At 56.0% G+C, this 25401-nt stretch carries 21 protein-coding genes; 8 read left to right on the top strand and 13 right to left on the bottom strand.

Annotated elements, in window-relative coordinates; genetic code table 11:
• Positions 1-117 precede the first annotated feature (117 nt).
• The 3 genes from ACFIOZ_RS10355 (at position 118) to ACFIOZ_RS10345 (ending at position 2914) form a co-directional block, all read left to right on the top strand.
• On the top strand, positions 118-1023 hold the full coding sequence (locus ACFIOZ_RS10355; protein WP_386083763.1) for a LysR family transcriptional regulator: 906 nt from the start codon (positions 118-120) through the stop codon (positions 1021-1023).
• A gap of 95 nt (positions 1024-1118) precedes the next feature.
• Entirely contained in the window at positions 1119-2000 is an 882-nt protein-coding gene (locus ACFIOZ_RS10350; protein WP_386083761.1) for an acyltransferase, read from the top strand.
• A gap of 116 nt (positions 2001-2116) precedes the next feature.
• On the top strand, positions 2117-2914 hold the full coding sequence (locus ACFIOZ_RS10345) for a LysM peptidoglycan-binding domain-containing protein (RefSeq protein ID WP_386084048.1): 798 nt from the start codon (positions 2117-2119) through the stop codon (positions 2912-2914).
• A gap of 75 nt (positions 2915-2989) precedes the next feature.
• Here ACFIOZ_RS10345 and gcvT read toward each other — a convergent pair whose 3' ends face one another.
• Both gcvT and ACFIOZ_RS10335 read right to left on the bottom strand, forming a co-directional pair.
• Positions 2990-4102, bottom strand: a complete 1113-nt coding sequence (gene gcvT, locus ACFIOZ_RS10340) for a glycine cleavage system aminomethyltransferase GcvT (protein ID WP_386083759.1) — start codon at positions 4100-4102, stop codon at positions 2990-2992.
• A 146-nt stretch (positions 4103-4248) separates the two neighbouring features.
• The gene (locus ACFIOZ_RS10335; RefSeq protein ID WP_386083757.1) at positions 4249-5658 is read right to left on the bottom strand and encodes an alanine/glycine:cation symporter family protein; all 1410 of its coding nucleotides are present in this window, start codon (positions 5656-5658) and stop codon (positions 4249-4251) included.
• A 386-nt stretch (positions 5659-6044) separates the two neighbouring features.
• On the opposite strand from ACFIOZ_RS10335, the gene gcvH reads away from it, so the two are divergent.
• Both gcvH and gcvP read left to right on the top strand, forming a co-directional pair.
• Positions 6045-6434: a glycine cleavage system protein GcvH gene (gene gcvH, locus ACFIOZ_RS10330; RefSeq protein WP_386083756.1), complete on the top strand. Its 390-nt coding sequence runs from the start codon at positions 6045-6047 to the stop codon at positions 6432-6434.
• 93 nt (positions 6435-6527) lie between these two features.
• Complete coding sequence (gene gcvP / locus ACFIOZ_RS10325) at positions 6528-9422, top strand: aminomethyl-transferring glycine dehydrogenase (RefSeq protein ID WP_386083754.1); 2895 nt, start codon at positions 6528-6530, stop codon at positions 9420-9422.
• A gap of 64 nt (positions 9423-9486) precedes the next feature.
• Here the strand turns inward: gcvP and ACFIOZ_RS10320 are convergent, their stop codons facing one another.
• Positions 9487-10392 carry a LysR family transcriptional regulator gene (locus ACFIOZ_RS10320; RefSeq protein WP_386083753.1) on the bottom strand — a complete coding sequence of 302 codons (906 nt, stop codon included), beginning with the start codon at positions 10390-10392 and terminating at the stop codon, positions 9487-9489.
• Between the two features lie 231 nt (positions 10393-10623).
• On the opposite strand from ACFIOZ_RS10320, the gene ppnN reads away from it, so the two are divergent.
• The 3 genes from ppnN to ACFIOZ_RS10305 all read left to right on the top strand — a co-directional run bounded on the left by ppnN (position 10624) and on the right by ACFIOZ_RS10305 (position 13205).
• Positions 10624-12006, top strand: a complete 1383-nt coding sequence (ppnN, locus tag ACFIOZ_RS10315; RefSeq protein ID WP_386083751.1) for a nucleotide 5'-monophosphate nucleosidase PpnN — start codon at positions 10624-10626, stop codon at positions 12004-12006.
• A 132-nt stretch (positions 12007-12138) separates the two neighbouring features.
• The gene (locus tag ACFIOZ_RS10310) at positions 12139-12873 is read left to right on the top strand and encodes a sulfite exporter TauE/SafE family protein (RefSeq protein ID WP_386083750.1); all 735 of its coding nucleotides are present in this window, start codon (positions 12139-12141) and stop codon (positions 12871-12873) included.
• Between the two features lie 131 nt (positions 12874-13004).
• Positions 13005-13205, top strand: coding sequence for a hypothetical protein (locus ACFIOZ_RS10305; RefSeq protein WP_138801026.1), 201 nt, complete (start codon positions 13005-13007; stop codon positions 13203-13205).
• A 115-nt stretch (positions 13206-13320) separates the two neighbouring features.
• Here the strand turns inward: ACFIOZ_RS10305 and ACFIOZ_RS10300 are convergent, their stop codons facing one another.
• From ACFIOZ_RS10300 to ACFIOZ_RS10255, 10 genes are all read right to left on the bottom strand, one after another.
• A complete protein-coding gene (locus ACFIOZ_RS10300; RefSeq protein ID WP_386083748.1) occupies positions 13321-14112 on the bottom strand; it encodes a DUF6694 family lipoprotein in 792 nt (263 codons plus the stop codon).
• A gap of 190 nt (positions 14113-14302) precedes the next feature.
• Positions 14303-15292 carry a GTP 3',8-cyclase MoaA gene (gene moaA, locus ACFIOZ_RS10295; protein WP_386083746.1) on the bottom strand — a complete coding sequence of 330 codons (990 nt, stop codon included), beginning with the start codon at positions 15290-15292 and terminating at the stop codon, positions 14303-14305.
• Positions 15289-15693: a putative zinc-binding protein gene (locus tag ACFIOZ_RS10290; protein ID WP_386083744.1), complete on the bottom strand. Its 405-nt coding sequence runs from the start codon at positions 15691-15693 to the stop codon at positions 15289-15291. Before ACFIOZ_RS10290 ends, moaA begins: the two co-directional genes overlap by 4 nt.
• A 53-nt stretch (positions 15694-15746) precedes the next feature.
• Positions 15747-17009, bottom strand: a complete 1263-nt coding sequence (gene glp / locus ACFIOZ_RS10285) for a gephyrin-like molybdotransferase Glp (protein WP_386083743.1) — start codon at positions 17007-17009, stop codon at positions 15747-15749.
• The gene (moaB, locus tag ACFIOZ_RS10280) at positions 17006-17584 is read right to left on the bottom strand and encodes a molybdenum cofactor biosynthesis protein B (protein ID WP_386083742.1); all 579 of its coding nucleotides are present in this window, start codon (positions 17582-17584) and stop codon (positions 17006-17008) included. The genes glp and moaB overlap by 4 nt, the downstream gene beginning before the upstream one ends.
• A 22-nt stretch (positions 17585-17606) precedes the next feature.
• Entirely contained in the window at positions 17607-18428 is an 822-nt protein-coding gene (locus ACFIOZ_RS10275; protein WP_386083740.1) for a peptidylprolyl isomerase, read from the bottom strand.
• Between the two features lie 39 nt (positions 18429-18467).
• Positions 18468-19160, bottom strand: a complete 693-nt coding sequence (narI, locus tag ACFIOZ_RS10270; protein WP_386083738.1) for a respiratory nitrate reductase subunit gamma — start codon at positions 19158-19160, stop codon at positions 18468-18470.
• Between the two features lie 13 nt (positions 19161-19173).
• A complete protein-coding gene (gene narJ / locus ACFIOZ_RS10265) occupies positions 19174-19983 on the bottom strand; it encodes a nitrate reductase molybdenum cofactor assembly chaperone (RefSeq protein WP_386083737.1) in 810 nt (269 codons plus the stop codon).
• Entirely contained in the window at positions 19976-21538 is a 1563-nt protein-coding gene (narH, locus tag ACFIOZ_RS10260; protein WP_386083735.1) for a nitrate reductase subunit beta, read from the bottom strand. Before narH ends, narJ begins: the two co-directional genes overlap by 8 nt.
• Entirely contained in the window at positions 21535-25317 is a 3783-nt protein-coding gene (locus ACFIOZ_RS10255) for a nitrate reductase subunit alpha (RefSeq protein WP_386083733.1), read from the bottom strand. The genes narH and ACFIOZ_RS10255 overlap by 4 nt, the downstream gene beginning before the upstream one ends.
• Between the last annotated feature and the right edge of the window lie 84 nt (positions 25318-25401).

Below are 25401 nucleotides of genomic sequence, written 5' to 3'. Positions count from 1 at the left end.
ACTGCCCAACATACGCGAACTAACGCTAAAGATAGCCCCAGTGTTGAGCGAGATGATATATTTGTTAAGTTTGTTTTTCTTATCAATTTATTTTTTAAACTTATAAAAGGCCCGTTAATGACCGTCAAACAGCTACGCGCCTTTCTGGCGGTCGCCCAATCCCTCAGCTTTACCCAAGCCTGCGAGCGCCTGCACCTATCCCAACCGGCGTTAAGTCTGGCGATTAAAGGCCTGGAGGAGTCCCTGGGTGGCAAACTGCTGATTCGCAGCACCCGTAGCGTCAGACTAACCCCTGAAGGCGAGTCACTGCTACCGCTAGCCAAACATCTGCTGGCCCAGTGGGACAATACCGAGGAGCGTTTGCGCCAGCGCTTCACCCTCCAACTGGGGCGTCTCAGCGTGGCGGCAATGCCCGCTTTTGCCGGTAACTTACTCCCGGCGGCGCTGGTTAAATTTCGCCAACAGTACCCCAAAATCAACATTACCGTGCACGATGTCATCAATGAGGAGGTCACCGCCATGGTGCGCTCCCGACAGGTAGAGATGGGGATCGCTTTTTCGCCCGAGGGCACTGGCAGCCTGCTGTTTACGCCGCTGTTTGAAGACCATTTTGTGGCGGTTGTACCGCCTGACTCTCCGTTAACCCACTCTTCCCAGCTCGCCTGGTCAGCACTGCTCGACATGGACTTCATTACGCTTCAGCGCCCCTCCATGGTGCGACGCTTACTGGAACAGGAACTGGGTAAGCAGCATATGGCGCTAACGGTGGCCTTTGAGAGCCACCAGCTCTCCACCGTGGGTAGAATGGTAGCCGACGGGCTGGGCGTCAGCGCGGTGCCTTCCATGTGCATTCGCCAAATGCATGAAGTGGGCGCCCGCTGCATACCGCTAACGGCGCCTGCTATCTCCTGTCGGGTCGGCATCCTGACCCACCAGGAGCTCTCTGTCGCTGCCCATGCACTGCGCACCGTACTGCTTGATACCGTTCAAGCGCCCTCACTCTCCCGACTAACACCAGACTAAGTTGATGAGATACACAGGGTTTCTGCTGGGCAGGGTGGCTAGGATCATTTAGCATTCAGTATTACGCTATGGGTTTGACGGTAAGGAAACGCGGTATGCCTATTTTTAAGGGGCTGGTTAGCGCACTGCTGCTAACGCTCAACACGCTGTTCTGGGGCGTACCTCTCATTCTGCTGACACTACTTAAAGTCATTGCCCCAGGGCAACGGCTCAGACAGTTGGTGCTGCGGGGGCTGAATGGTGTCGCGCTCAACTGGATAGGCGTTAATCTCTGGTGGATGCGTCACTGGCTCAAGCCGGTGCTACACGCCAGCGTCCCCGACCATTTGAGCCCGCAGCAGTGGTGGCTGGTCATTTCCAACCACCGCAGTTGGACGGATATCTTTATGCTGCTAATGGCGTTGCATCGGCGTATCCCCATGCCACGCTTTTTCCTAAAGCGCCAATTAATCTGGATCCCCATTGTGGGGCTGGCTTTTTGGGCACTGGAATTTCCTTTTATGCGCCGCTTTAGTCGCGAACAGATTGCCAAAAATCCAAAGCTGGCCACCATTGACCGTGCCGCTACCGAGCGGATGTGCCAGCAGGCGCGCCTCTCACCCATTGCCATTTTTAATTTTGTCGAAGGCACCCGCTTCTCGGTTGCTAAACGCGATGCCCAGCAGAGTCCCTACCGCCATTTATTGCGCCCCAAAGCGGGCGGCATTGCCCAGGTACTTAGTCTGCTAGGTAACCAATTGGATGGTATCCTGGATGTGACGATCAGCTACGCCAACCCCTCGCCGACATTTTGGGGCTTTTTATGCGGCAAGGAAGCGCCCGTCACACTGCAGGCGCGGCAACTCAGCATTCCTGAGTGGATGTACGCATCAGAAAACCACGAAGAAAAGCAGCATAAGGAACGCTTCCACACATGGATCAATGCACTCTGGTTGGAAAAAGATGGCATGCTGGACAGCCGAACCGATCACGACTAGCTGGCTGGCTCACTGCTTGGCTGTTAGCGGGGCTACTCACCGGTTGCTCCAGCGCTCCTCCATCATCATCCCAGCGAGCGGCTGCTCCCAGCGCCAGCCAGATCAGCGGTGACTGGGTGCAAGTGCAGCGTGGCGATACACTGGGTAAACTGGCGGCCCGAGCTAACGTGCCGCTGGAACGCTTGGAGCGTTTTAACCCTGGTGTTAATGCTCGCCGCCTGGAAATTGGCCAGCGCCTGCTCATTCCCACTCAACAAGAGCGGGCACCCTCCGGCGGCCCTTACCGCTACCAAATCCGTCCTGGCGATACGTTCTCGAGTATCGCCCGACACTTTGGCACGACGAGTGGCCGCATCCAGAGCGCCAACCCTAGCGCCTCCCCCACCAGCTTGAGAATAGGGCAAATTGTCAGCCTACCCCTTAGCGGTTCGGCGCCGCGAAGCGCATCACAACGTACGGCGAGTAGCAGCGAATCATCAAGCGCTAACAAGCCTGCCGCGGTTCCCACTAGCAGCCCGCCCAGTCAGGCACTGCCCTCTTCAGCGAGGCGCTGGCCTTGGCCCTTGGATGATTATCGCGTGGTTCGTCGTTTCGGGCCCGACAGCCGTGGCACTCTTCAGCCCATGCTGCTCGCTACTCAGGCCGGTGCCCAGGCTAAATCCGTCGCCCCGGGCGAAGTGCGCTTTGCCGATGGAATGCGTCAGCTGGGTGAAGTAGTGATTGTGCACCATGCCGACAATCTGCAGACCGTGTACGCCCTTTGCGAGCGGATTTTGGTCGAGGTAGGCAAGCAGGTGAGCACCGGGGATCCGCTCTGCGAGGTAGGTCAAAGCAGTGCCACCCAGCGCTATGATCTGCTCTTTGATCTGCGCCAAGATGGCAAGCCCATTGATCCCAAGCAGGTACTGCGCTAAAGCAACCGCTCATACTGTCTTTAATAAAGCAGCGGCCCCCACATAAGCGGGGGCCGCGTGACAGTGGGTATCCCCTTAACCCCGGTAGTAGCCCGGTTTTACAAACGGCATGGGGGTCACCACCATGGGTAGCTGCTTACCGCGAACTACCGCGAACACGGCACTTTGCGGCGCTTCCAGTTCGCGACTGACATACCCCATCGCCACCGGCTTACCGACACTTGGGCCAAAGCTGCCGGAGGTTACGCTGCCTATTTCGTTGCCCGCCACATCCACCAGAGGCGCGCCCTCGCGAACCGGCGCACGGCCTTCAGCCAATAGCCCAACGCGCTTGCGGGTGTGATCCTTGGCATCGACCTGATGAAGAATCACGTCTGCCCCTGGAAAACCGCCTGGCCGATCACCATCACGGCGACGCGGCTTACCAATTGCCCAAATCAGCCCCGCTTCCACCGGCGTGGTTTGCTCATCCATATCGTGTCCGTATAGGCATAAACCCGCTTCCAAGCGCAGCGAGTCACGCGCCCCCAGGCCAATCGCCTCGACTTCGGGCTCGGCCAGTAACCGCTCGGCAAACGCTTCACAGGCATCGGCGGCGACGGATATCTCAAAACCATCTTCGCCGGTATAGCCGCTGCGGCTCACCCATACCTCCTGCCCGGCAATGGTGAAGCGGGCATGCTGCATAAACACCAGCTCGCAGGCTTCAGGGCAAAGTCGCTGCATCACGTCCCTCGCCTGGGGGCCCTGCAGCGCCAGTAGGCCACGATCCAAAGGTTCAATCGTATGCGTTGAGGCCAAATTAAGCCGCAGGTGCGCCAAATCCTGATCTTTACAAGCGGCGTTCACTACCAAATAGAAGTGATCGCCTGCATTGACCACCATCAGGTCATCAATAATGCCACCTTCGGGATTGGTGAAAAGCCCGTAACGCTGGGCGCCCTTTTCCAGGCCCACTAAGTCAGCAGGTATCAGGGTTTCCAGCGCTTTGGCCACGTTGTCTCCAGAAACACTAATCTGCCCCATATGGGAGACATCAAACAGTCCACACTTTTGACGGGTGTGCTCATGCTCTTTTTTGACCCCCAGCGGATATTGGACCGGCATATCATAGCCAGCAAACGGCACCATTTTGGCGCCTAGCTTGAGATGTAGCGCATGAAGCGGCGTTTGTTTTAATTCGGACATGGGGGCTTTCCTCACTTAAAAAATTATTCACTTATAAATGCTTTACTTAAAAAAGAGACGGGAAGCCACTGCTTAAGTGTCTTCCCGACTCTACTGTCATTCACGTTTTGTCTTCACCTACAGCGCCTTTTAACGCGCTACGGATACTATTGGTCGTGATCCAGCTCTTCACCCGGCAAGACGTCTTTGCCGTCGAAATAGTCCTTGGTTAGTTTAAAGACTACCGGCGAAAGCAGTGCCAAGGCAATCAGGTTCGGGATCGCCATCATAGCGTTGAAGGTATCCGCCATGAGCCAGATAAAGCCCAGCTGAGCGATAGCACCCAGGGGGATGGCCAGTACAAACAGCACCCGATAGAGCATAATTGAGCGCGTGCCAAACAGGAACTGGCAGCACTTCTCACCGTAAAATGACCAGCCCAGGATGGTGGTAAAGGCGAAAACCGCCAAGGCAACAGCAACGATCTGATTACCAAAGCCAGGCAGTGCCGCATCAAACGAGAGCGCGGTCAGCGACGCCCCCGCTTCACCTTCTTGCCAAACCGTCGAGGTCAAAATCACCAGCGCGGTAATCGTGCACACAATAATGGTATCGATAAAGGTACCCAGCATTGCGATTAAGCCCTGGCGTACCGGGTTCTTGGTTTTGGCCGCTGCGTGTGCAATAGGCGCACTACCCAAACCCGCTTCGTTGGAGAAGATACCGCGCGCTACACCAAAACGAATCGCCGCCATGACGGCGGCACCCGCGAAACCGCCTGCAGCCGCCATGGGGTTAAAGGCGTAGTAGAAGATCAACCCAAAGGCTTCACCAATCTGCCCCGCATTAACGATCAATACCAACAAGCCAGCGATCACATAGGCAATACCCATAACCGGCACCAACTTGCCCGCCACTTTAGCGATACGCTTGATACCGCCCAGAATCACCGCGCCAGCCAGTACCATAATGACCACACCTGTGAGCCAGTGCGGCACACCGAAGGTGGCGTCCATAGCATCAGCTACCGAGTTGGACTGAACCGTATTGCCGATGCCGAAGGCAGCGACAGCGCCAAAAAACGAGAATAAGCCGCCTAACCATAGCCATTTTTTACCCAGGCCATTCTTGATGTAAAACATCGGCCCGCCCACGTGGTAACCGGTACTGTCAGTTTCACGATAACGCACGGCCAGCACCGCTTCGGAAAACTTAGTGGCCATCCCCACCAGTGCGGTAATCCACATCCAAAACACCGCGCCAGGTCCACCTAATGCGATGGCCGTGGCAACACCGGCAATATTACCGGTGCCGATGGTCGCAGAAAGTGCGGTCATCAAGGCATCAAAAGGCGATATTTCCCCTTCATCACCCTCTTTGGCAGGCGCTGCTTTACCCACCCCAGGCTTTGCATCACGCCCGGCCCACATTAACTTGAAACCCATGCCTAGCTTTCTAATCGGCATCAGTTTCAAGCCAAGCTGCAGATAAATCCCCACACCGAGCAGCAGAATCAACATGACGGGCCCCCAGACCACGCCGTTGATTGCCCCTAAGAGGCTAGTTAATGCTTCCATGTTCATTTCCTCGCTTTGTTGGTATGCAATGGTGGTGTGTATTGTTGATTGGCTACCATATAGTAGTTATTTGCGACGTCGCTATGGCTGGTTAGCATAGGATGTAAACGTTTTACACCATAAACTTAGCAAGCATCTAGGGTGATGTCGCTTGTGCATAGAGGATACCGCTTTTTTCATAATCCGACTTGTGACCCAGGCGAAAAAGTAACTGGTCAGCTAACGCTACCAAGCACGCCATGGAGCAACGAAGAAATTTGTTTCCGATTGGAAACACGTTAACATGCTGGTTTATTCGCTCGACCCGCCCTAGCCACTATTCGCCAAGGCGAGCGACAAACGCTAGTATGCTCGGGCCCAGAAACTGTTTCATATAGGAAAACATCATGAGCAATCTTCCTGCCAATCTCCGTTACGCTGAAAGCCACGAGTGGGTGCTTGATAATCAAGACGGCACCGTGACCGTGGGCATTACTGATCACGCCCAGCAGGCGTTAGGTGATGTCGTGTTTGTCGAACTGCCCGAAGTGGGAGCAGCGCTGAGCAAAGGCCAAGAGTTTGGCGTTATCGAATCGGTCAAAGCCGCTTCTGACCTCTACTCGCCGGTGGTTGGCGAAGTCATCGAAGTCAATGACGCCCTGGAAGACGCCCCGGAGACAGTCAATGAATCGCCTTACGAAGGCGGCTGGATTATGAAAGTGCGTCTAGATAGCGACTCACTCGATGGCCTGCTCGATGCAGATGCCTATCAAGCAACGCTAAGCGCCGACGACTAACGCGGTAGTTGAATCAATTAAGAGCCTGCACTTTTGGTGGGCTCTTAGTTTTATGCCCTGCACGGTTCTCTCTTAACGTCCGGAATCTTCTTCATGTCTCTTGAAACACGCCGTCTGGCCGAGCTGGCCGATCACGATGCTTTTATCAAACGTCATAATGGTCCAAGTCAAGATGACGTGGCCACCATGTTAAAAGCGTTCAACATGCAGCACATGGAAGATCTGATTGAACAGACCGTGCCGAGCGATATTCGTCTTGACCGCGAGCTTGCGCTTGAAGAACCGCGCAGCGAAGCAGAGGCGCTAGAGTACTTAGCCCAGCTAGCGCGGCAAAACCGCGTGGCGAAAAGCTATATTGGCCAGGGCTATTACGGCACTCATATGCCCGCGGTGATTCAACGTAACGTATTGGAAAACCCAGGCTGGTACACCGCCTATACACCCTACCAGCCGGAGATTTCTCAAGGCCGTTTGGAAGGCCTGCTTAACTTCCAGCAAGTAGTCATGGATTTAACCGGAATGGAGCTGGCCAATGCGTCGCTCCTCGACGAAGCCACCGCCGCCGCCGAAGCCATGGCGCTGTGTAAGCGTGGCAACAAGAGAAGCAAATCCAACGCTTTTTTCGTCGCCGATGACGTTTTCCCGCAAACGCTAGACGTGGTCAAAACTCGCGCCGAGTTCTTTGGTTTTGAATTGATCACCGGGCCCGCTGAAGAGATCGCCAGCTACGATGTGTTTGGGGCTCTTGTCCAGTACCCTTCCGCCAGTGGTGAAGTGCGCGATCTGGCTCCGCTATTAAGCGCAGCGGCTGAGCGCAACATCATGACCTGCGTGGCCAGCGACCTTTTGAGTCTGGTGCTGCTTAAAGAGCCCGGCCAGTTGGGTGCGGACATTGTGATTGGCAACTCCCAACGCTTTGGCGTTCCTATGGGTTTTGGCGGCCCCCATGCGGCGTTCTTCGCGACTTCCGATAAACTCAAGCGCTCGATCCCTGGGCGAATTATCGGTGTGTCAAAAGATAGCCGCGGCAACACCGCCCTGCGCATGGCGATGCAGACCCGCGAGCAGCATATCCGCCGCGAGAAAGCGACCTCGAACATCTGCACTGCCCAGGCGCTGCTGGCCAACATTGCAGGTTTTTACGCCACTTATCACGGCGCTGAAGGGCTGCGCAAAATTGCCGGTCGTGTTCACCGCCTGACAACCCTGCTCGCCGAAGGCCTTAAGCAGGCAGGCATAACGCTCGCTCATGACAGTTGGTTCGATACGCTGCGTTTGACCGGCATTGACGCTGGCAAGATCCATGGTCGTGCCATGACCCACGACATTAACTTGAACTACTTCGGCAATGGCGATGTAGGCATAAGCCTGGATGAAACCACCACCGCCCGCGACGTAGCAACGCTATTTGACGTACTGCTGGGTGACGAGCACGGTCTTGCCGTAGCTGTTTTGGACGAGCAGGTAGTGGCTAACGGCGCTACAGGCATTCCCGCTGCCTGCCAGCGCGAAAGCGACTTCTTGGGCCATCCCACCTTTAGCCGCTACCGTAGCGAAACCGAAATGCTGCGCTACTTGAAGCGTCTGGAGAACAAGGATCTGTCGCTTGCTCATGCAATGATCCCGCTCGGCTCCTGCACCATGAAGCTTAACGCCACCAGCGAAATGATACCCGTCTCCTGGCCCTCGTTTGCGCATCTGCACCCCTTCGCGCCTCGCGATCAGGTGGCTGGCTATCATCAAATGATCGACGAACTCTCAGCCTTCCTGGTCGAAGTCACCGGTTACGATCATCTCTCGATGCAGCCTAACTCCGGCGCCCAGGGCGAATACGCAGGCCTAGTGGCGATTCGTCGCTATCAGGCAGCCCAGGGTGAGGGTCATCGCGATATCTGCTTGATCCCAAGCTCCGCCCACGGCACCAACCCGGCCTCGGCAGCCATGGTGCAGATGAAAGTAGTGGTGGTCGAGTGCGATCAGAACGGCAACATCGATATGGCAGATCTACGCGCTAAAGCCGAGCAGCATCGCGACCAGCTCTCCGCCATTATGTTGACCTACCCTTCCACACACGGCGTGTTTGAAACCAGCGTGCGCGAAGCGTGCAAGATCGTTCACGACAACGGCGGTCAGGTGTATATCGATGGCGCCAATATGAACGCCCAGGTGGGGTTAACCCGCCCTGGCGATTTTGGTGGCGATGTTTCTCACCTTAATCTGCACAAAACGTTCTGTATTCCCCACGGTGGCGGCGGCCCGGGCATGGGGCCTATCGGCGTAAAAGCCCATCTGGCGCCCTACGTTTCCAACCACGTAGTAACGCCGATCAACGGCGTTAACGCGGATAGCGGCGCGGTATCCGCAGCTGCGTTCGGCAGTGCCTCAATCCTCCCCATCTCCTGGGCCTACATTAAGATGATGGGCGCGCGCGGGCTGCGTGAAGCCACCGAGCTAGCTATCCTAAACGCCAACTATATTGCCAAGCGTTTGGAAGCGGCATTCCCGATTCTCTACCGCGGCCAGAATGGCACCGTTGCCCACGAATGCATTATCGATATTCGTCCGCTTAAAGCGGCCTCTGGGATTAGCGAGGAGGATATCGCCAAACGCCTGATGGATTACGGCTTCCACGCGCCGACGATGTCGTTCCCGGTGCCGGGCACGCTGATGATCGAGCCGACCGAGTCAGAGTCGCTGTATGAAATCGACCGCTTCTGCGATGCGATGATTGCCATTCGTGACGAGATTGCCCGAGTGGAGAGCGGCGAATGGCCGCTGGATAATAATCCGCTGGTCAATGCACCGCATACCCAGGCGGATCTGATGGATAGCGACTGGCAGCGGCCTTATGACCGCCAGTTGGCTGCCTTCCCGACCGCGGCTGTTCAAGCCGCGAAATACTGGCCCGCCGTTAACCGCGTCGATAACGTTTTTGGTGACCGTCAGTTAATCTGTTCCTGCCCCAGCATCGATGAGTACCGCAACTAACGGCATAGCTGACAAGATGTGAAGCAGTAGCGCTTTAAGTAACGAGAACGCCCTTGGTGCCTTATCAATTAGCCAGCACCAGGGGCGTTTTTTCTTGCAGGCGCTGAGCGTGAAAACCGTCTAACAGCTTTTCGTAACGCTTGGGCAACACCGAGTCGCGCCGGCGCAGCAAATAGAGCACTTCATTGACCGCATTGGGCAGGTTCAACGCTTTTACCTGGCGTTGCCAAGGCGATGTTTCCAGAACCAGACGCGACACCACTGTAAAACCTAAGCCCCTGGCCACCGCATCCAGCACCATACTGACTTCATTGGTAAAGCCTTGATGGCGGAAATGGGTCATCGAGCGGAACTCGTCGGGGTAATTGGCGCGCAGAAGCGCATTGGCGTGATTAATGCCATCGTAATAGTTGAGAAAACCGATGCCCATTAAATCTGACAGCGTGCTGCCCGCAAAATCAGCAGGCACCACTAAGCAGAGCGGCTCTTCATGCCAAATGCTGCAATTAAGCTCAGGGTGACGCATTGCCTCGGTAACTATCCCAATATCATAACGCCCTTCGAGCAGGTCGTTGACGATTTCGTGGTTGAACGCAAAGCTATAGTTGACCGTTAAATTGGGGTGCATTTGCTGCTGCCCCAATATATACGGATAGAACATCAGCCCAACGCTACCCGGCGAGGCAATGCGGCAGTCACCGCTATCTAAAGAGTCATCGTCCAGCCCGTGCCGGAACTGCTCATGCTCAGCAAATAACTTTAATGCGTAATCGTAAGCACGTCGCCCCGATTCGGTTAGTGTAAAGCTACGCCCTTTACGCTCTAACAGCGCTTTATTTAAATAATCTTCTAACTTGCGAACATGCTGGCTTACACCCGGCTGGGTCATCTCTAAACGTTGCGCTGTACGGGTAAAGCTGCCTGTTTCAACAAGCGTAATAAAGGTACGAAAATAGTGGGCATTGAACATAGTAAAGCGCCATGGTCTTGGGTAACGGTCTTTAGCCGCTCTCTATGAGAACACGCTTTAGGCAATCGTTTAGTGAGTAATTAAACTCAGTAAACAAAAGCGCTATTGCCGCCGTTCTGTAAAATATGCTTCATAATAGCACAGCCACGCGGGCCAGCTGCTGCGCTGTACCCGCCGCTTGGGCGTGGTAGTATGCCAAGAGACATCAAACGATTAGGGACAGCCCCGCTAATGACCGAAAACGCTCAACCTCGCGCCACCCTTTCCAGCATTATTTCCCCCGAAGGAAGCCTCGAAGTCCTCTCTCAGCATGAAGTCAACCGACTTCATAAAACGTCTCAAAGCGGTCTACACGATCTACTTCGGCGCTGTGCATTGGCAGTGCTCAATTGCGGTAACCCCACCGATGACAGCCTGGCGATTTTAGAAGCCTATAAAGATTTCGATATTGAAGTGCTGCAGCAAGACCGCGGGATTCGCTTAAAGCTCACTAACGCTCCTGCCGAAGCCTTTGTTGATGGCCGCATGATCCGCGGCATCCGCGAGCATTTATCCTCGATCATTCGCGATATTGTTTACGTCTACAACGAGATTCAGCACCATAATCGGTTTGACCTTAGTACGGGTGAAGGCACCACCAATGCGGTTTTCCATATTCTGCGCAAAGCGGGCACGCTAAAACCCGGCCGTGACCCTAGCCTGGTGGTGTGCTGGGGCGGTCACTCTATCTCCCGGGAAGAGTATGAATATACCAAAGATGTGGGCTACCACTTAGGCCTGCGCGATTTAGATATTTGTACCGGCTGTGGCCCTGGGGCTATGAAAGGCCCCATGAAAGGCGCCAACGTGGCCCATGCCAAACAGCGGCGCAAAGAGGGCCGCTATTTAGGCATTTCAGAGCCGGGCATTATCGCAGCCGAAGCGCCCAACCCCATCGTCAATGAACTGGTGGTGATGCCAGATATTGAAAAACGCCTAGAAGCCTTTGTTCGCCTAGGCCATGGCATTATCGTTTTCCCTGGCGGGGTAGGTACTGCAGAAGAGATTCTTTACCTGCTGGGCATCCTCCTGCACCCCAGTAACAAAGAGATTCCTTTTCCGTTAATTTTCACCGGCCCCGCCGATTCTGCGGCCTACTTTCAGAAAATTGATGAGTTTCTCGTTTATACCCTGGGTGAGGATATCCGCCGTTACTACACCATCATTACCGGCGACCCGGTCTCGGTTGCGCGCGCCATGCGCCATGGTATCGATGAGATCGCTGAATTCCGGCGCACCCATCAGGATGCGTTTTACTACAACTGGCGATTGACCATTGCACGCGATTTCCAGGCAACCTTTGAGCCGACTCACGACGCCATGCGTGGCTTAGCGCTGCACCGCCAGCAGCCCACCCACGAGCTCGCCGCCAATCTGCGCCGCGCTTTCTCGGGGATCGTCGCGGGTAACGTCAAAGAGGCTGGCATTCGTGCCATTGAAGCCCATGGCCCCTTTGTACTCACCGCAGAGCCCGAACTCATGGAACGCCTTGACGAGCTACTCACCTCGTTTGTAGCCCAAGGGCGCATGAAACTCGATGGCCAGCACTATGTGCCCTGCTATGTGCTGAAATAACAGCACTTAGACTCTGTCTGAAAACTGGCTGCGCTCGCCGACTTGTAAGACAAAACCTAAACCTGAAGGGAATCAATACGCACAGCTGCCGGTTGAGCGGCGGCTGTGCGCTAAAAGGGACCGGGTCGCCTTATGCTGTTCATTGCGTTTATAGCACTACTCGTCGCAGGTATCGTTAAAGGCGCCATCGGTTCCGGCGTCCCGGTTATTGTCGTCCCCATTCTTACCATGCTGTACGACGTTCAGCTCGCTATCGCCCTCTTGGTCGCGCCTAACTTATTTAGCAATGCCTTACAGGTATGGCAATATCGACGCCACTTATTACCCTTGCGTTTCTTGGCAGCGTTCTCCATCGCCGGCGGGCTAGGCATTGTGCTGGGCACTTGGGGATTAGTCGTTTTATCGCCCGATATATTGTCACTGAGTGTCGCGGGGGTGATCGTGCTTTACCTGATCATCAAAGTGATGAAACGCCGCATTGCCCTGCCTTTTACTATCGCAGCGCGACTAGCGATTCCCATTGGCCTGCTTGCAGGCGTGCTTCAAGGCGCAGCAGGCATGTCAGCACCGGCTTCGGTGACGTTTCTCAATGCAATGCAGCTGAAACGAAACGTATTTATTGGCTCGATCTCGGTCTTCTTCGTCGCCATTACCATTGTTCAAATACCGGCGCTTTTAAACGCGGGTATTTTAACTCTGGAGCGCTTTCTGTTTAGTATCCTTGCCCTTGTGGTGATACTCGCCGCCATGCCGCTAGGCGCCCGCCTGGGCAAAAGGCTGCCCCACCGCTGGTTTGATAATTTGGTTATGCTACTGCTGGCAAGTATCGCCGGTAAGATTTTTATCGATACGCTGATGGCTGGCTAGCTTTACGAAAAGCGCACCCTGCTCTTTTTTCACTTCAGCTAAACGGAACTGGGGAACCAAGTCAGGTAAAAGTGGCCAGAATAGCTACACTGAGGGAGCATTACCTCAATTGACCTTGAAAGGAACTCAATATGTCGATGATTAACCAGCTAAAAGATGTAAAAACCAAAGACTTCGCCAAGCACTGCTATGAAAGCAGCAGCGTCGATAAACTGCGTGAGGCGTCGGAAGGCAGCCCTGATCAGTCAGAGATGGAACATTGGGGTTTAACCGAAGGGCAGTGGGAAGAGGCCATTGTTGCCGCCCTCGCCGACCATGAAGCTAAAGAGTAAGTCCCCCTTAAACACAAAGATCATGGTTGTAGGCACGTGCGCCCTAGCGAATAACCGCTAGGGCGTTTTGGTTTTTGCAGCGCTTACGGTACACAAGGCTTACTCCACACGAGGCTCAATCCAAACGGGAGAATGCAATGCCACCATACTCCTTTTGCAGTCGCTCAAGCCTGGCCAGTTCGTGTTCTGTTAGCTCGGGTGAGTTCCATAATGGCTGTTCATCAAGATCTTTCAGACCTTCCAAAGTGACCGTCAACTCTGCATTACTCGGTATTTGAGCATTTCCCCATGGGCCAAAGCGATTAGGCGCAAGGCTCCACTCCAGTGTCTCTCCTGGCTCAATGCCATTAGGTATAACGTAGTAAAACGTTTCGTCTACCCAAGGTACTGAGCTATCAGCGCTAGCCACGACGCCCCTCAAAAGCAGCTCAGAAATGGTCTGATCAGTGCCATTGGTCACTTCAAGAACAATGACTGGCTCTGGGGCACCATAGGGGCTTGATCCCATATAATAGCGAGCACTATCAATGGTAAACCGCGCTAGTTGCTGCTGGTCGTGGGCAGCGTTTGCACGCTTCTCTTCCAGCCGCTTTAAGGTGCGAATAGCCTGTTCGCGTTCGCGTGCCCGGCGCTCGCGCAGAATTTGATCGGCACGCTGGATCACCTGATCCCCCGTTAATCCATGCATTTGCGCGTTGGCAGTTTCGGCGATCTCAGCAGCATTCATGCGATGAGGGTTGAGAATATCGATACCACTAAACGACGTTGACGTGGCGATAATGATCAGCCCTTGATCAAACTCATCGCGCTTGTAGGTGGGCAAGGAGTTACGCACTTTCTCAACAGAGACAACCGACGCAGGCATGGAGCTAGTATCAATTTTGGGGTCTGAGCAACCAGCTATCATGAGTACTGATAGTGATATTGCAGACAGCCTAAGCAGGCTCCACATACACTCACCTCAAAGCAGGCAGATAAAAATTGCAGAGGAGCTTAACGGAAAGCGCTATTAACCACTAGCCCCAGGGGGGCTGGGTTAGCGTTTCATGCGCTTAAAAAACGCTTAACGATTAGTTTAAAACACTCACTAAATCGTATCATCCGCCTGTTGCATTCATAAATCGTACTATTTGAACCTCACCATCCGTCGTGAAGTGATGACGCTCAGGCTTTTTCTTCATGGCCGCAACAATAGTTGATTTAAGCCGCTGGGAGTCCCCCGGATAACGTCGCATGACGGCGCGTAAATCTACCGAATGCTCATTGCCCAGGCAAAGCAGTAGCCGACCTTCAGCCGTCACCCGGACACGGTTACAGGCGCCACAGAAATTGTGGCTATGGGGAGAGATGAAGCCAATCCGCGATTGGCTGTCTGCCATACGGTAATAGCGGGATGGCCCTAGGGTGGTCTCGGTGGTGGGTAAGAGTTGATAGTGGTTTTCTATGGTCTCGCGAACCGCATCAGTGGAAAGAAAGGTTTCACCACGGTTATGCTCGCTGATAGCGCCCAGCGGCATCTCCTCGATAAAGCTGATATCGACTTGTTCATCCCGGGCAAAGTTTACCAAGTCGAGAATTTCGTCGTCATTGCGCCCCTTGAGCAGTACGGCGTTGAGCTTAATCGACTGAAAGCCAGCGCGACGCGCTGCACGGATACCCGCGATCACCTGATCAAGATCCCCCGTCCGGGTTAATGCTTTAAAGCGTTCGGGCTTGAGCGAGTCGAGGCTAATATTGAGCCGATGTAGCCCGCCTTGGCGCAAAGCATCAGCATGTTTGACTAAGCCTGAGCCGTTGGTGGTCATAGCCAGCTCGCGCAGACCTTCCAATGCACCGAGTTTTTGCACTAGCGTTAGTACGCCCTGTCGTACCAGCGGCTCACCGCCAGTTAGACGGATTTTCTCCACGCCCAGCTCGACAAACGCCTGCGAAAGCGCAGCTATCTCCTCAAGGGTCAGCAGTTGGGCGCGTGGCAGAAAGGTCATTTTCTCAGCCATGCAATACACACAGCGAAAATCACAACGATCAGTCACCGATATACGCAGGTAACGCACCGTACGGCCAAACCCATCAACTAGTGCATTCATTCTACGGGCTCCTCTTGGGTACTGGCATTAACGGGCAGCCGGGCAATGAGTCCTTTTACCTCTGCGGTAACCTCAGTGATTGTTTGCTCATCATAAAACTGACCCCGTCGCTTGCGCAGGCCGTTTTCATATAGCTTTACGTGCTCTGTGGGTATCACGTCCGCTTTGGCTAGACAGTGGCTGGCGCAGTGCATCTTGCACCCGTCAATGGCTACGATAGGCCGCCCGGAGCGGGCAATACGCACCAGGCCGGGCACACCACCGCCCACACCGGCAATGCAGGACATTTCTGCCTCTCCCGCATGGTCAAGACGCAGGGCAACGCTATTGGCAAGTTGCGCCACATCAGAGCAGCCGGAGCAGGCATAAATCAGTGTGCGGGGTTTGTGATGTGAAGACATACCCTCTCCTATAAAAAGAAAACAGCATCAGCAGCCACAGTGAGTATAAAAATTCAAGCGGCGAACTGATTAATGGGGTAGTAGTTGTAGGTGCTCCCTTCTGCTACGTCTGTTTCGGGATTAATCATTAAATAGCCATCGGCTTGGCTAGCCGCACTGAGCATATGCGAGCCCTGCCCACCCGCTAACTGCGCCACTGGCAGCTCTCTTGCCCAATCCAGCACCACCCTTAACAGCTCACAACGCCCCCTGGGGCCGCGCTGAGAAAAGCCTGCCTTAACGGGATAACTCTGCAACGCAGCGACACTTCTACCTTGCATGGCATGAATAAACGGCAGCGCCAGCAGTTGCCAGCCCACCAGGGAGGCCACTGGGTTACCCGGCAGCGCCATTAACGGTGTGGAAGAGGCAGGCTCCGCGCCCAGATAACCGAACGCAAAAGGCTTCCCTGGCTTCATGGCGACCCCATGAAAATGTAACCCACCGCGCTGCTCGATCACCGGGCGTACATGATCCTCCTCGCCGACCGAAACGCCACCTGTGCACATCACCACATCTGCAGCGGTTTGTGCGTGCTCAAAAGCCTGATGCAATGACTGCGGGGAATCAGCAATGACGCCCAAATCCAGCACATCGCACTGAGCTTGCGCTAGTAGTACGTTAAGCATGGCGCGATTGCTGTCGTATACCTGACCCGGTGATCGCGCCGTGCCTGGGGCAATCAGCTCATCGCCGGTGGAAAGCAGCGCCACTCTCAGGCACCGTTTGACGGTCACAGCATTGATTCCATGGCTTGCCAGCAGCGCAATTGACGCGGCATCGAGAAGCTTACCCGCAGTGAGCAGCGGGGTGCCTATGCGAGTCTCCTCGCCCTGGCGGCGAATGTTAGCGCCTAGCTCCAAGCTACCCTCAAGGTGGATATGCCCTCGCTGATCAAGGGTTACCCGCTCTTGAGGCACCACAATATCTGCCCCCATGGGTACCGGCGCGCCGGTAAAAATACGCGCGCAGCCTCCTTCCGGTAGCAGCATGACGCCTGCCCCAGCCGGTACGCGTTGAAGAATGGGTAAGCCTGCACCGCGAGGTACCGCTTGGTAATCAGCCAGACACAGCGCGTAACCATCCATAGCGCTATTGTCCACACCCGGCATATCGAGAGGTGCGACCAGCGTTTCTGCCAGTACTCGCCCCGCCGATTGTTCTAGGGTGATGCTTTCTACTGCATTAATGGGCGTGGCGCTGTCGATAAGCCGTTGGCGTGCATCAAACAGATCTAACAAGCCGGGCGTGACTATTTCTGCGCAGTGACAGTTCATAAGCGCTCCACCTCATTGGAAGAAGTCGCTTTATGACGTCCACTGCACGGGGTTGCTGAAGGCAGCACCATGGCGGCGAAGTTGCAGGGCCGAGTGCGGGAGTCCAGCTGCAGAGCGATTATTTTGTCCCACGCCAACGCACACGCTTTGGGCGAGCCGGGCATCGCAAACATCATCGTTCGGTTGGCCACCCCAGCTACGGCGCGAGACTGAATCGTCGCTGTACCAATGGTCTTCAGGGAGTAGTGGCGGAACAGCTCGCCATACCCCTCAATCGCTTTGTCGAACAACGGTATCAACGCCTCGGGAGTGGTATCCCGAGCGGTAAAGCCAGTGCCGCCATTAACCAGAATCGCGTGGATATCTGATCGTGCAATCCATTCCGAGACCACGGCACGAACCTGATAGATATCATCGACAACGATGCGCCTCTCTACCAGGGTATGGCCGCTTTCACTCAGATGTTTAACCAGCAGATCACCGCTGCCATCCTCATCGAAACCACGCGTATCGGAAACCGTTAGCACCGCGATGCCAAGCGGAGTGAAAAGAGCATCTACAGGAACATGGGACATCAAGCCTCTCCTATTAGCTTTGCTATTGCATCAAGCTGCCGCCAGCATCGTCATCCAGAACAATCCCTTCGACGCCTATTTCGCTCTCTAACGCCAGCAAATAGTGACGCAGCGCGCGTCGAGTTGCCTGCTCCCGTAGGCTATGGCGCACCCGGTCAATAACTTGATCGAAAGCTAACGCCCTACCTTCTCTGCGCTCGTCAATACTCACCACATGCCAGCCATAGCGAGACGCCAAGGGGCGCTCGTGTAGACCTACGGGCAAGTGCTGCAAAGCGCGATCCAACTCTGGAACAGTCTGCCCTGATACCAGCCAGCCCAAATCACCATCCAGCTCTTTTGAAGGACACGCGGAGTGGTGTTGAGCAAATTCGGCAAACCGTTCGGGTATCTGATTAAGCTGTTCGAGTAGCTTTTCGCCCAACTGGTAAGCGTCATCGCGACCCTGGGAGTCATCGGGTGCGGCCGCGAGCAGGATATGCCGAACGCGTAACTGCACTGGTTCGCTGAAGCGCTCGCGGTGGGTCTCAAAAAAGCGCTGGCAATCTGCTTCCCCCGGTTCCGGCACCTCAAGTTCCTGTTCGAGCAAGGCAGCAATCGCCGCATCTTCCTGTACTTCGCTAACTTCCTGTGTCGATAGTAGGCCCAGGACGCTAGCACGCTGGCGCAGCAGCTCTCTGACCACCAACGCACGGGCTGCCTGAAGCTGGGCCTCCCCCGCCGTTTCGGCGGGATGGTACTGCATCTCCAACGCAATCGTTGCTTCATCGATAGGGGCGTCGCCGACACGTACCGGAGGCGGGGCGACACCCCCTGGTAGCTGTTCGATATCAATCATCTGCATGTTATTTCTCCTCTAGGCCAGGGCGAGCAGAAGTCAGTTTTAGCCACGACGGCGGACAAGCTGATAACGACGAGTCACGTAGCCGAACGGCGCGCTCCACACATGCACCAGCCGCGAAAACGGGAACAGCAGGATGATGGTCAGGCCGATAAAGATATGCAGTTTGTAGATCCACGACACTTCCTGCATGTAGTCCGCCGCACCGCCGCTGAAGAAGACAATCGACTGCGCCCAGCTGGAGAGTGTCAGCATCATCTCGCCATCCATATGGCCCAGCGAAAAGATGATGGTCACCATGCCCAGGCACGCCTGTATGACGATCAAGCCCAGGATCAAGGTATCCATCATGCTCGACGACGCCTTTACGCGTGGATTGGCCAGACGACGATAGAGCAACATGGCGCCGCCCACCACGCACATGGCACCGGCAATACCGCCCACCACGATAGCCACTAGCTGTTTAGTGCCGGCGTGCAGGAACGGTTCATAAACCCAGTGCGGTGTGAGCATGCCCACCAAGTGACCGAAGAAAATCACGATAATACCGATATGGAACAGGTTACTGCCCAGGCGCATGTTCTTGGATGACAGCATCTGGCTGGAGCCGGTCTTCCAGGTGTACTGACCATGATCGAAACGGAGCAGACTACCCAGCAGGAACACCGTGCCGGCAAGGTAGGGGTAGTAACCGTAGATAAGATGGGTTACGTAGTGCGCAATCGCGTCATTCATAGCGGTTCTCCTATTAACGATTGGCAGAAGAGGTTGGCGAGGTGGCCGTCATAATGCGAACAGCCTCGCTCTTAACGGAATTTTTACGCTCAGCAAGACGGCGGCCTTCAGCAGACTGCAGCGCGCAATCCTCGTCAGAGGTCGCCGAGAAGCGCACCGCTTCTTCTTCCCATACGGCATCCAACGCTTCCGGGGTGTTATCAGGCGCCTCTTTTTTGACCTGGGGCCGATGCTCCTCGACATCGCCCTCGGCGCCGATTAACGCCAATAGTGACAGTGGCACCAGGGCGTGATCCGCTCCCCGCTCCTCCAACCGTGCGGTCAGCAGCGCCAGGATATGGCGTATCTCCCCCAGCCAGCGGCCGATCTCGGCTTCGTCACACATTGAAAGGTACTCAAGGAATACCGGCAGATGATCGGGCAGTTCCCGGGCATCCAGCTCGAAACCGGCAGCGCTGTATTCAGCCATTAAATCCACCATGGCCTGACCACGATCACGGGATTCGCCGTGAACGTGCTCGAATAGCAGCAGCGAGGTAGCGCGCCCTTTGTCGAACATGGCGACATACTCGGCCTGCAGTTCAAGCAACTCGCCCTCTTGGAGACGCTGACACCACGCCATCAGTGATGCCTTAAGAGCCGCCCCCAGGCGGCGCTCGGCATTGAGAATTTCGATGAGCTCGCCGCAGGCATCCTGCAGTTCCTGGGTCGGATAATCGAGCAGACGGGCCAGCACGCGCAGGCTACGCATGCCCTGTAGCGGCTCAAACGGCGGCTCTATCTGGGTCGATGAGATAGGCGCTTGGATAGCGGCTTCAGTCATGACGAGACTCCTCAAGTTGCGGCTGCGGGTCGAAGACCTCTACCGGTTTCACCAACACGCTGGTCTGCTTACGGCCATTAAACAGGTTCGGCTGGCTCTCACCGTGGCAGCCATCACCAAAGGTAAAGCCGCATCCACCCCGTTCAGGGAAGGCTTCTGTAGCCATTTCCCGATGGCTGGTGGGGATCACGAAACGATCCTCGTAGTTGGCAATGGCCAGGTAGCGGTACATCTCCTCTACTTGGGCTACACTCAGTCCCACCGCATCGAGCACTTCGGCGTTGGGGGCACCTTCCACGTGCTTGCCGCGCATATAGAGCCGCATTGCCATTAAGCGCTTGAGCGCCAACACCACAGGCTCTTCCTCGCCGGCTGTCAACAGGTTAGCCAGGTACTTCACCGGGATACGCAGCGATTCGATCTTGGGCAGGATGCCGTCGAACTCCACATGGCCTGCCTCGGCGGCGGACTGAATCGGCGACAGCGGCGGCACGTACCACACCATCGGCAGCGTGCGGTATTCCGGGTGCAGCGGCAGCGCCAACCCCCAGTCGATCGCCATCTTGTAGACCGGTGAGGCCTGGGCCGCCTTGATGACGTTATCCTGGATGCCATCCCGCTTGGCCTGGGCAATCACTTCCGGATCGTTAGGATCTAGGAAAATCTCGCACTGGCGGTGGTAGAGGTCACGCTCGTCAGGGGAGCTTGCCACTTCCTCGATACGATCAGCGTCATACAGCAGCACGCCGAGATAGCGAATGCGGCCCACACAGGTCTCGGAGCAGATGGTCGGCTGACCGGCCTCGATACGCGGGTAGCAGAAAATACACTTCTCGGACTTACCGCTTTTCCAGTTGTAGTAGATCTTCTTGTAGGGGCAGCCGGAGATACACATCCGCCAGCCGCGGCACTTGTCCTGGTCGATTAGAACGATGCCGTCCTCTTCCCGCTTGTAGATCGCACCGCTGGGGCAGGACGCCACACAGGTGGGGTTCAAGCAGTGCTCGCAGAGGCGCGGCAGATACATCATGAAGGTGTTTTCAAACTGGCCGTAAATATCTGCCTGCACCTTGTCGAAGTTGGCGTCTTTGCGCCGCTTGGCGAACTCGGTGCCGAGAATCTCCTCCCAGTTGGGGCCCCATTCGATCTTTTTCATGCGCTGACCGGAAATCAGCGAGCGCGGACGCGCCACCGGCTGGTGCTCGCCGATCTTGGCGGTATGCAGGTGTTGGTAGTCGAAAGTGAACGGCTCATAGTAGTCATCCATCTCGGGCAGGTCGGGGTTGGCGAAAATGTTCGCCAGCACCCGCCACTTGCCACCAATACGCGGTTCAATGCGGCCGTCGTTACGGCGCATCCAGCCGCCCTTCCACTTGGCCTGGTTCTCCCACTCTTTGGGATAGCCGATACCGGGCTTGGTCTCGACATTGTTGAACCAGGCGTACTCCATACCTTCGCGACTGGTCCAGACATTTTTGCAGGTCACCGAACAGGTGTGGCAACCAATACACTTATCAAGGTTGAGAACCATGCCTACCTGGGAACGAATTTTCATTTCACGGCCTCCTGAACGCTGTCATTGCCTTCACCATCCAGCCAGTCAACGTGTTTCATCTTGCGCACTAACACGAACTCATCGCGGTTTGAGCCGACGGTGCCGTAGTAATTAAAACTGTAAGAGAGCTGCGCGTAGCCGCCGATCATATGGGTTGGCTTGGGGCAGACACGGGTGACCGAGTTGTGAATGCCGCCTCGTGTGCCGGTGATCTCAGAACCAGGGACGTTCACGTTGCGCTCCTGGGCGTGGTACATCATTACCATGCCCGCCTTGACCCGCTGGCTGACCACTGCCCGCGCGGCAATCGAGCCGTTGGCGTTGTAGACCTCGATCCAGTCGTTGTCCTCGATATCGATCTCCGCCGCGTCCGCCTCGGAGAGCCACACCACCGGGCCGCCGCGGTTGAGCGTCAACATCAGCAGGTTGTCCGAGTAAGTGGAGTGGATGCCCCACTTCTGGTGCGGCGTGAGGAAGTTCAGCGCCTTGCTCTTGAAGCCGTTGTCGGCGGGCAGTGTGAAGCCTTTGGCCGCCTTGGTATCGATGGGCGGACGATAGACCAACAGGCTTTCGCCGAACGCGCGCATCCAGGCGTGATCCTGATAGAACTGCTGACGACCACTCACGGTGCGCCATGGAATCAGCTCGTGAACGTTGGTATAACCGGCGTTATAGGAGACGTGCTCATCCTCGAGGCCGGACCAGGTCGGGCTTGAGATGATCTTGCGCGGCTGAGCGACAATATCGCGAAAGCGAATTTTTTCTTCATGCTTGGGCCTCGCCAGGTGCGTGTGGTCGCGTCCGGTAATCTTGGAGAGTGCATCCCACGCTTTTACTGCTACGGCGCCGTTGGTTTCCGGTGCCAGGGTCAGAATCATCTCGGCGGCATCAATAGCGCTGTCGATCAGCGGCCGCCCCTTATGCGGGCCATCCAGCTTGCGATGGTTGAGTTTGCCCAGCAGCTCGACTTCAGCATCGGTATTCCAAGCGATGCCCTTGCCGCCGTTACCGATGCTTTCCAGCAGCGGCCCTACGGAGGTGAAGCGCTCATAGGTTTCGGGATAGTTGCGCTTGACCTCAATCAGCGATGGCATGGTCTTGCCGGGAATCGGCGCGCATTCGCCCTTCTTCCAATCCATCACCGCCGGCTGGGCCAATTCTCCTGGCGAGTCGTGCTGCATCGGCAGCGTGACCAGGTCGGTCTCTTCGCCCAGGTGGCCTACACACACCTTGGAGAAAGCCTTGGCAATACCCTTGTAAATATCCCAGTCGCTGCGCGATTCCCAAGCCGGATCGGTGGCGGCAGTCAAGGGGTGAATAAAGGGGTGCATGTCCGAGGTGTTAAGGTCGTCCTTCTCGTACCAGGTTGCCGTGGGCAGCACGATATCCGAGTAGAGGCAGGTGGTGGACATACGGAAATCCAGCGTCACCAGCAGGTCGAGCTTGCCTTCCGGCGCCTCGTCACGCCATACGACTTCTTCAGGCTTCTGGCCACCAAAGTCACCCAGATCTTTGCCCTGAATACCGTGGCGGGTACCCAGCAGGTACTTGAGCATGTACTCATGGCCCTTACCTGAGCTACCCAGCAGGTTGGAGCGCCAGATGAACATATTGCGCGGGAAGTTCTCTGGCGCATCCGGGTCTTCCGCGGCAAAGCGCAGTTCTCCGCTCTTGAGCTGCTGAACGGCATAGTCGGCTGTTGACATACCCGCGGCTTCGGCTTTTTTGGCCAGGCGCAGCGGATTAGTGTCTAGCTGAGGTGCTGACGGCAACCAGCCCATACGCTCGGCGCGCACGTTAAAGTCGATCAGACTACCGGGGTACTCCTCGGCCTTGACCAGCGGCGACAGGATCTCTTTGATCTCGAGCTTCTCGTAACGCCACTGGGAAGAATGGTTGTAGAAGAAGGAGGTAGAGTTCATATGGCGCGGCGGGCGCTGCCAGTCAAGGCCAAAGGCCAGCGGCGTCCAGCCAGTCTGCGGACGCAGTTTTTCCTGACCCACATAGTGAGCCCAGCCGCCACCGCTCTGACCGATACAGCCACACATCACCAGCATGTTGATCAGGCCACGGTAGTTCATATCCATGTGGTACCAGTGGTTCATCCCGGCACCGACGATGATCATGCTACGGCCATTGGTTTTATTGGCGTTGTCGGCAAACTCACGGGCGATGCGGGTGCACTGCTCTGCCGAGACACCGGTGATTTTCTCCTGCCACGCGGGGGTATAGGGGCGAATCTGGTCAAACGAGGTGGCGCCATCATCTTCGCCGTCGCCGACAAAGCCACGGTCAATACCGTAGTTGGCACACATCAGATCAAAAACGGTCACCGCCAGCATTTCGCTGCCATCGGCTCTCTTCAAGCGTTTGGCGGGCAAATTGTGGAACAGTAGGTCGTCAGCCGCGCCGACACCCGCCCCTTTAACGTGCTCAAAGTGCTCGTGCTCGATACCGCCGAAGTAAGGGAACGCCACGCGCGCGACGCTATCGTGGTGGTTGACCAAACTTAGCAACGGCTTGATTTCAGTGCCTGCGGCGTCCAGCGATTCCAGGTTCCACTTGCCCACTTCGTCGCCAGTTTCGCCCCAGCGGAAACCGATGGAACCGCGTGGTACCACCAGCTGGTCACGGGTTTCGTCCCAGGCGACGGTTTTCCACTCGGGATTGTTCTCCTGGCCCAGGGCAGCATCAAAATCACTGGCACGCAGTTGGCGACCCGGTGCGAAGCTGCCATCTTCCCGCGCTTCCAGTTCCACCAGGAACGGCATGTCGGTATAGCGGCGCACATAGTCGGTGAAGTAAGCACTGGGGTTCTCAAGGTGGAACTCTTTGAGGATGACATGGCCCATGGCCATGGCCAGGGCGGCATCGGTGCCCTGTTTGGCAGAGAGCCACTCGTCGGTGAGTTTGGAGACTTCGGCGTAATCCGGGGTAATTGAGACCGTCTTGGTGCCCTTGTAGCGCACTTCGGTAAAGAAGTGAGCATCCGGGGTACGTGTCTGGGGCACGTTGGAGCCCCAGGCGATAATGTAGCCGGAGTTGTACCAGTCAGCGGACTCAGGTACGTCGGTCTGCTCGCCCCAGGTCATTGGTGAGGCTGGCGGCAAGTCGCAGTACCAGTCGTAGAAGCTCATGCAGACGCCGCCAATCAGCGACAAATAACGGCTACCCGCCGCGTAGCTGACCATCGACATGGCGGGAATCGGCGAAAAGCCAATGATCCGGTCGGGGCCATACTGCTTAGCGGTGTAGACGTTCGAGGCCGCGACCAGCTCATTGAGCTCGTCCCAGTTACCGCGAACGAAGCCGCCCATACCGCGGGCACGCTTGTACTGCTTGGTCTTGGCGGGGTCTTCGACAATCGACGCCCAGGCATCCACCGGGTCGGGATTCGCCTTGAGTGCTTCGCGCCATAGCGCCAGCAGCGGCTTACGCACTAAGGGGTACTTGAGGCGGTTGGCGCTATAAAGGTACCAGGAATAGCTAGCGCCGCGTGGGCAGCCACGCGGTTCATGGTTAGGCAGATCAGGACGGGTGCGCGGATAGTCGGTCTGCTGGGTTTCCCAGGTAACCAAACCGTTCTTAACGTAGATTTTCCAGCTACAGGAGCCGGTACAGTTCACCCCGTGGGTGCTGCGCACCACTTTGTCGTGCTGCCAGCGGGCACGATAACTATCTTCCCACTGGCGGGATTCGCTACGTAGTTCGCCATGCTCATTAGCAAAAGGCTCGCGGGACTTGCGGAAGAAATTCAGCCGATCTATGAAGTGACTCATGGTCGATCTCCAGGCTCCTCGGAAATTTGCATACCCGACAGTGCGGGTTCCATGGAGTGGATTCTGCGTGATCGACAAGCGAAT

The organism is Vreelandella sp. F11 (genome assembly GCF_042466685.1).
Taxonomy (GTDB): domain Bacteria; phylum Pseudomonadota; class Gammaproteobacteria; order Pseudomonadales; family Halomonadaceae; genus Vreelandella.
Note: the sequence above shows the minus strand (reverse complement) of the source record. Positions and strands in the feature narration are given on the sequence as shown.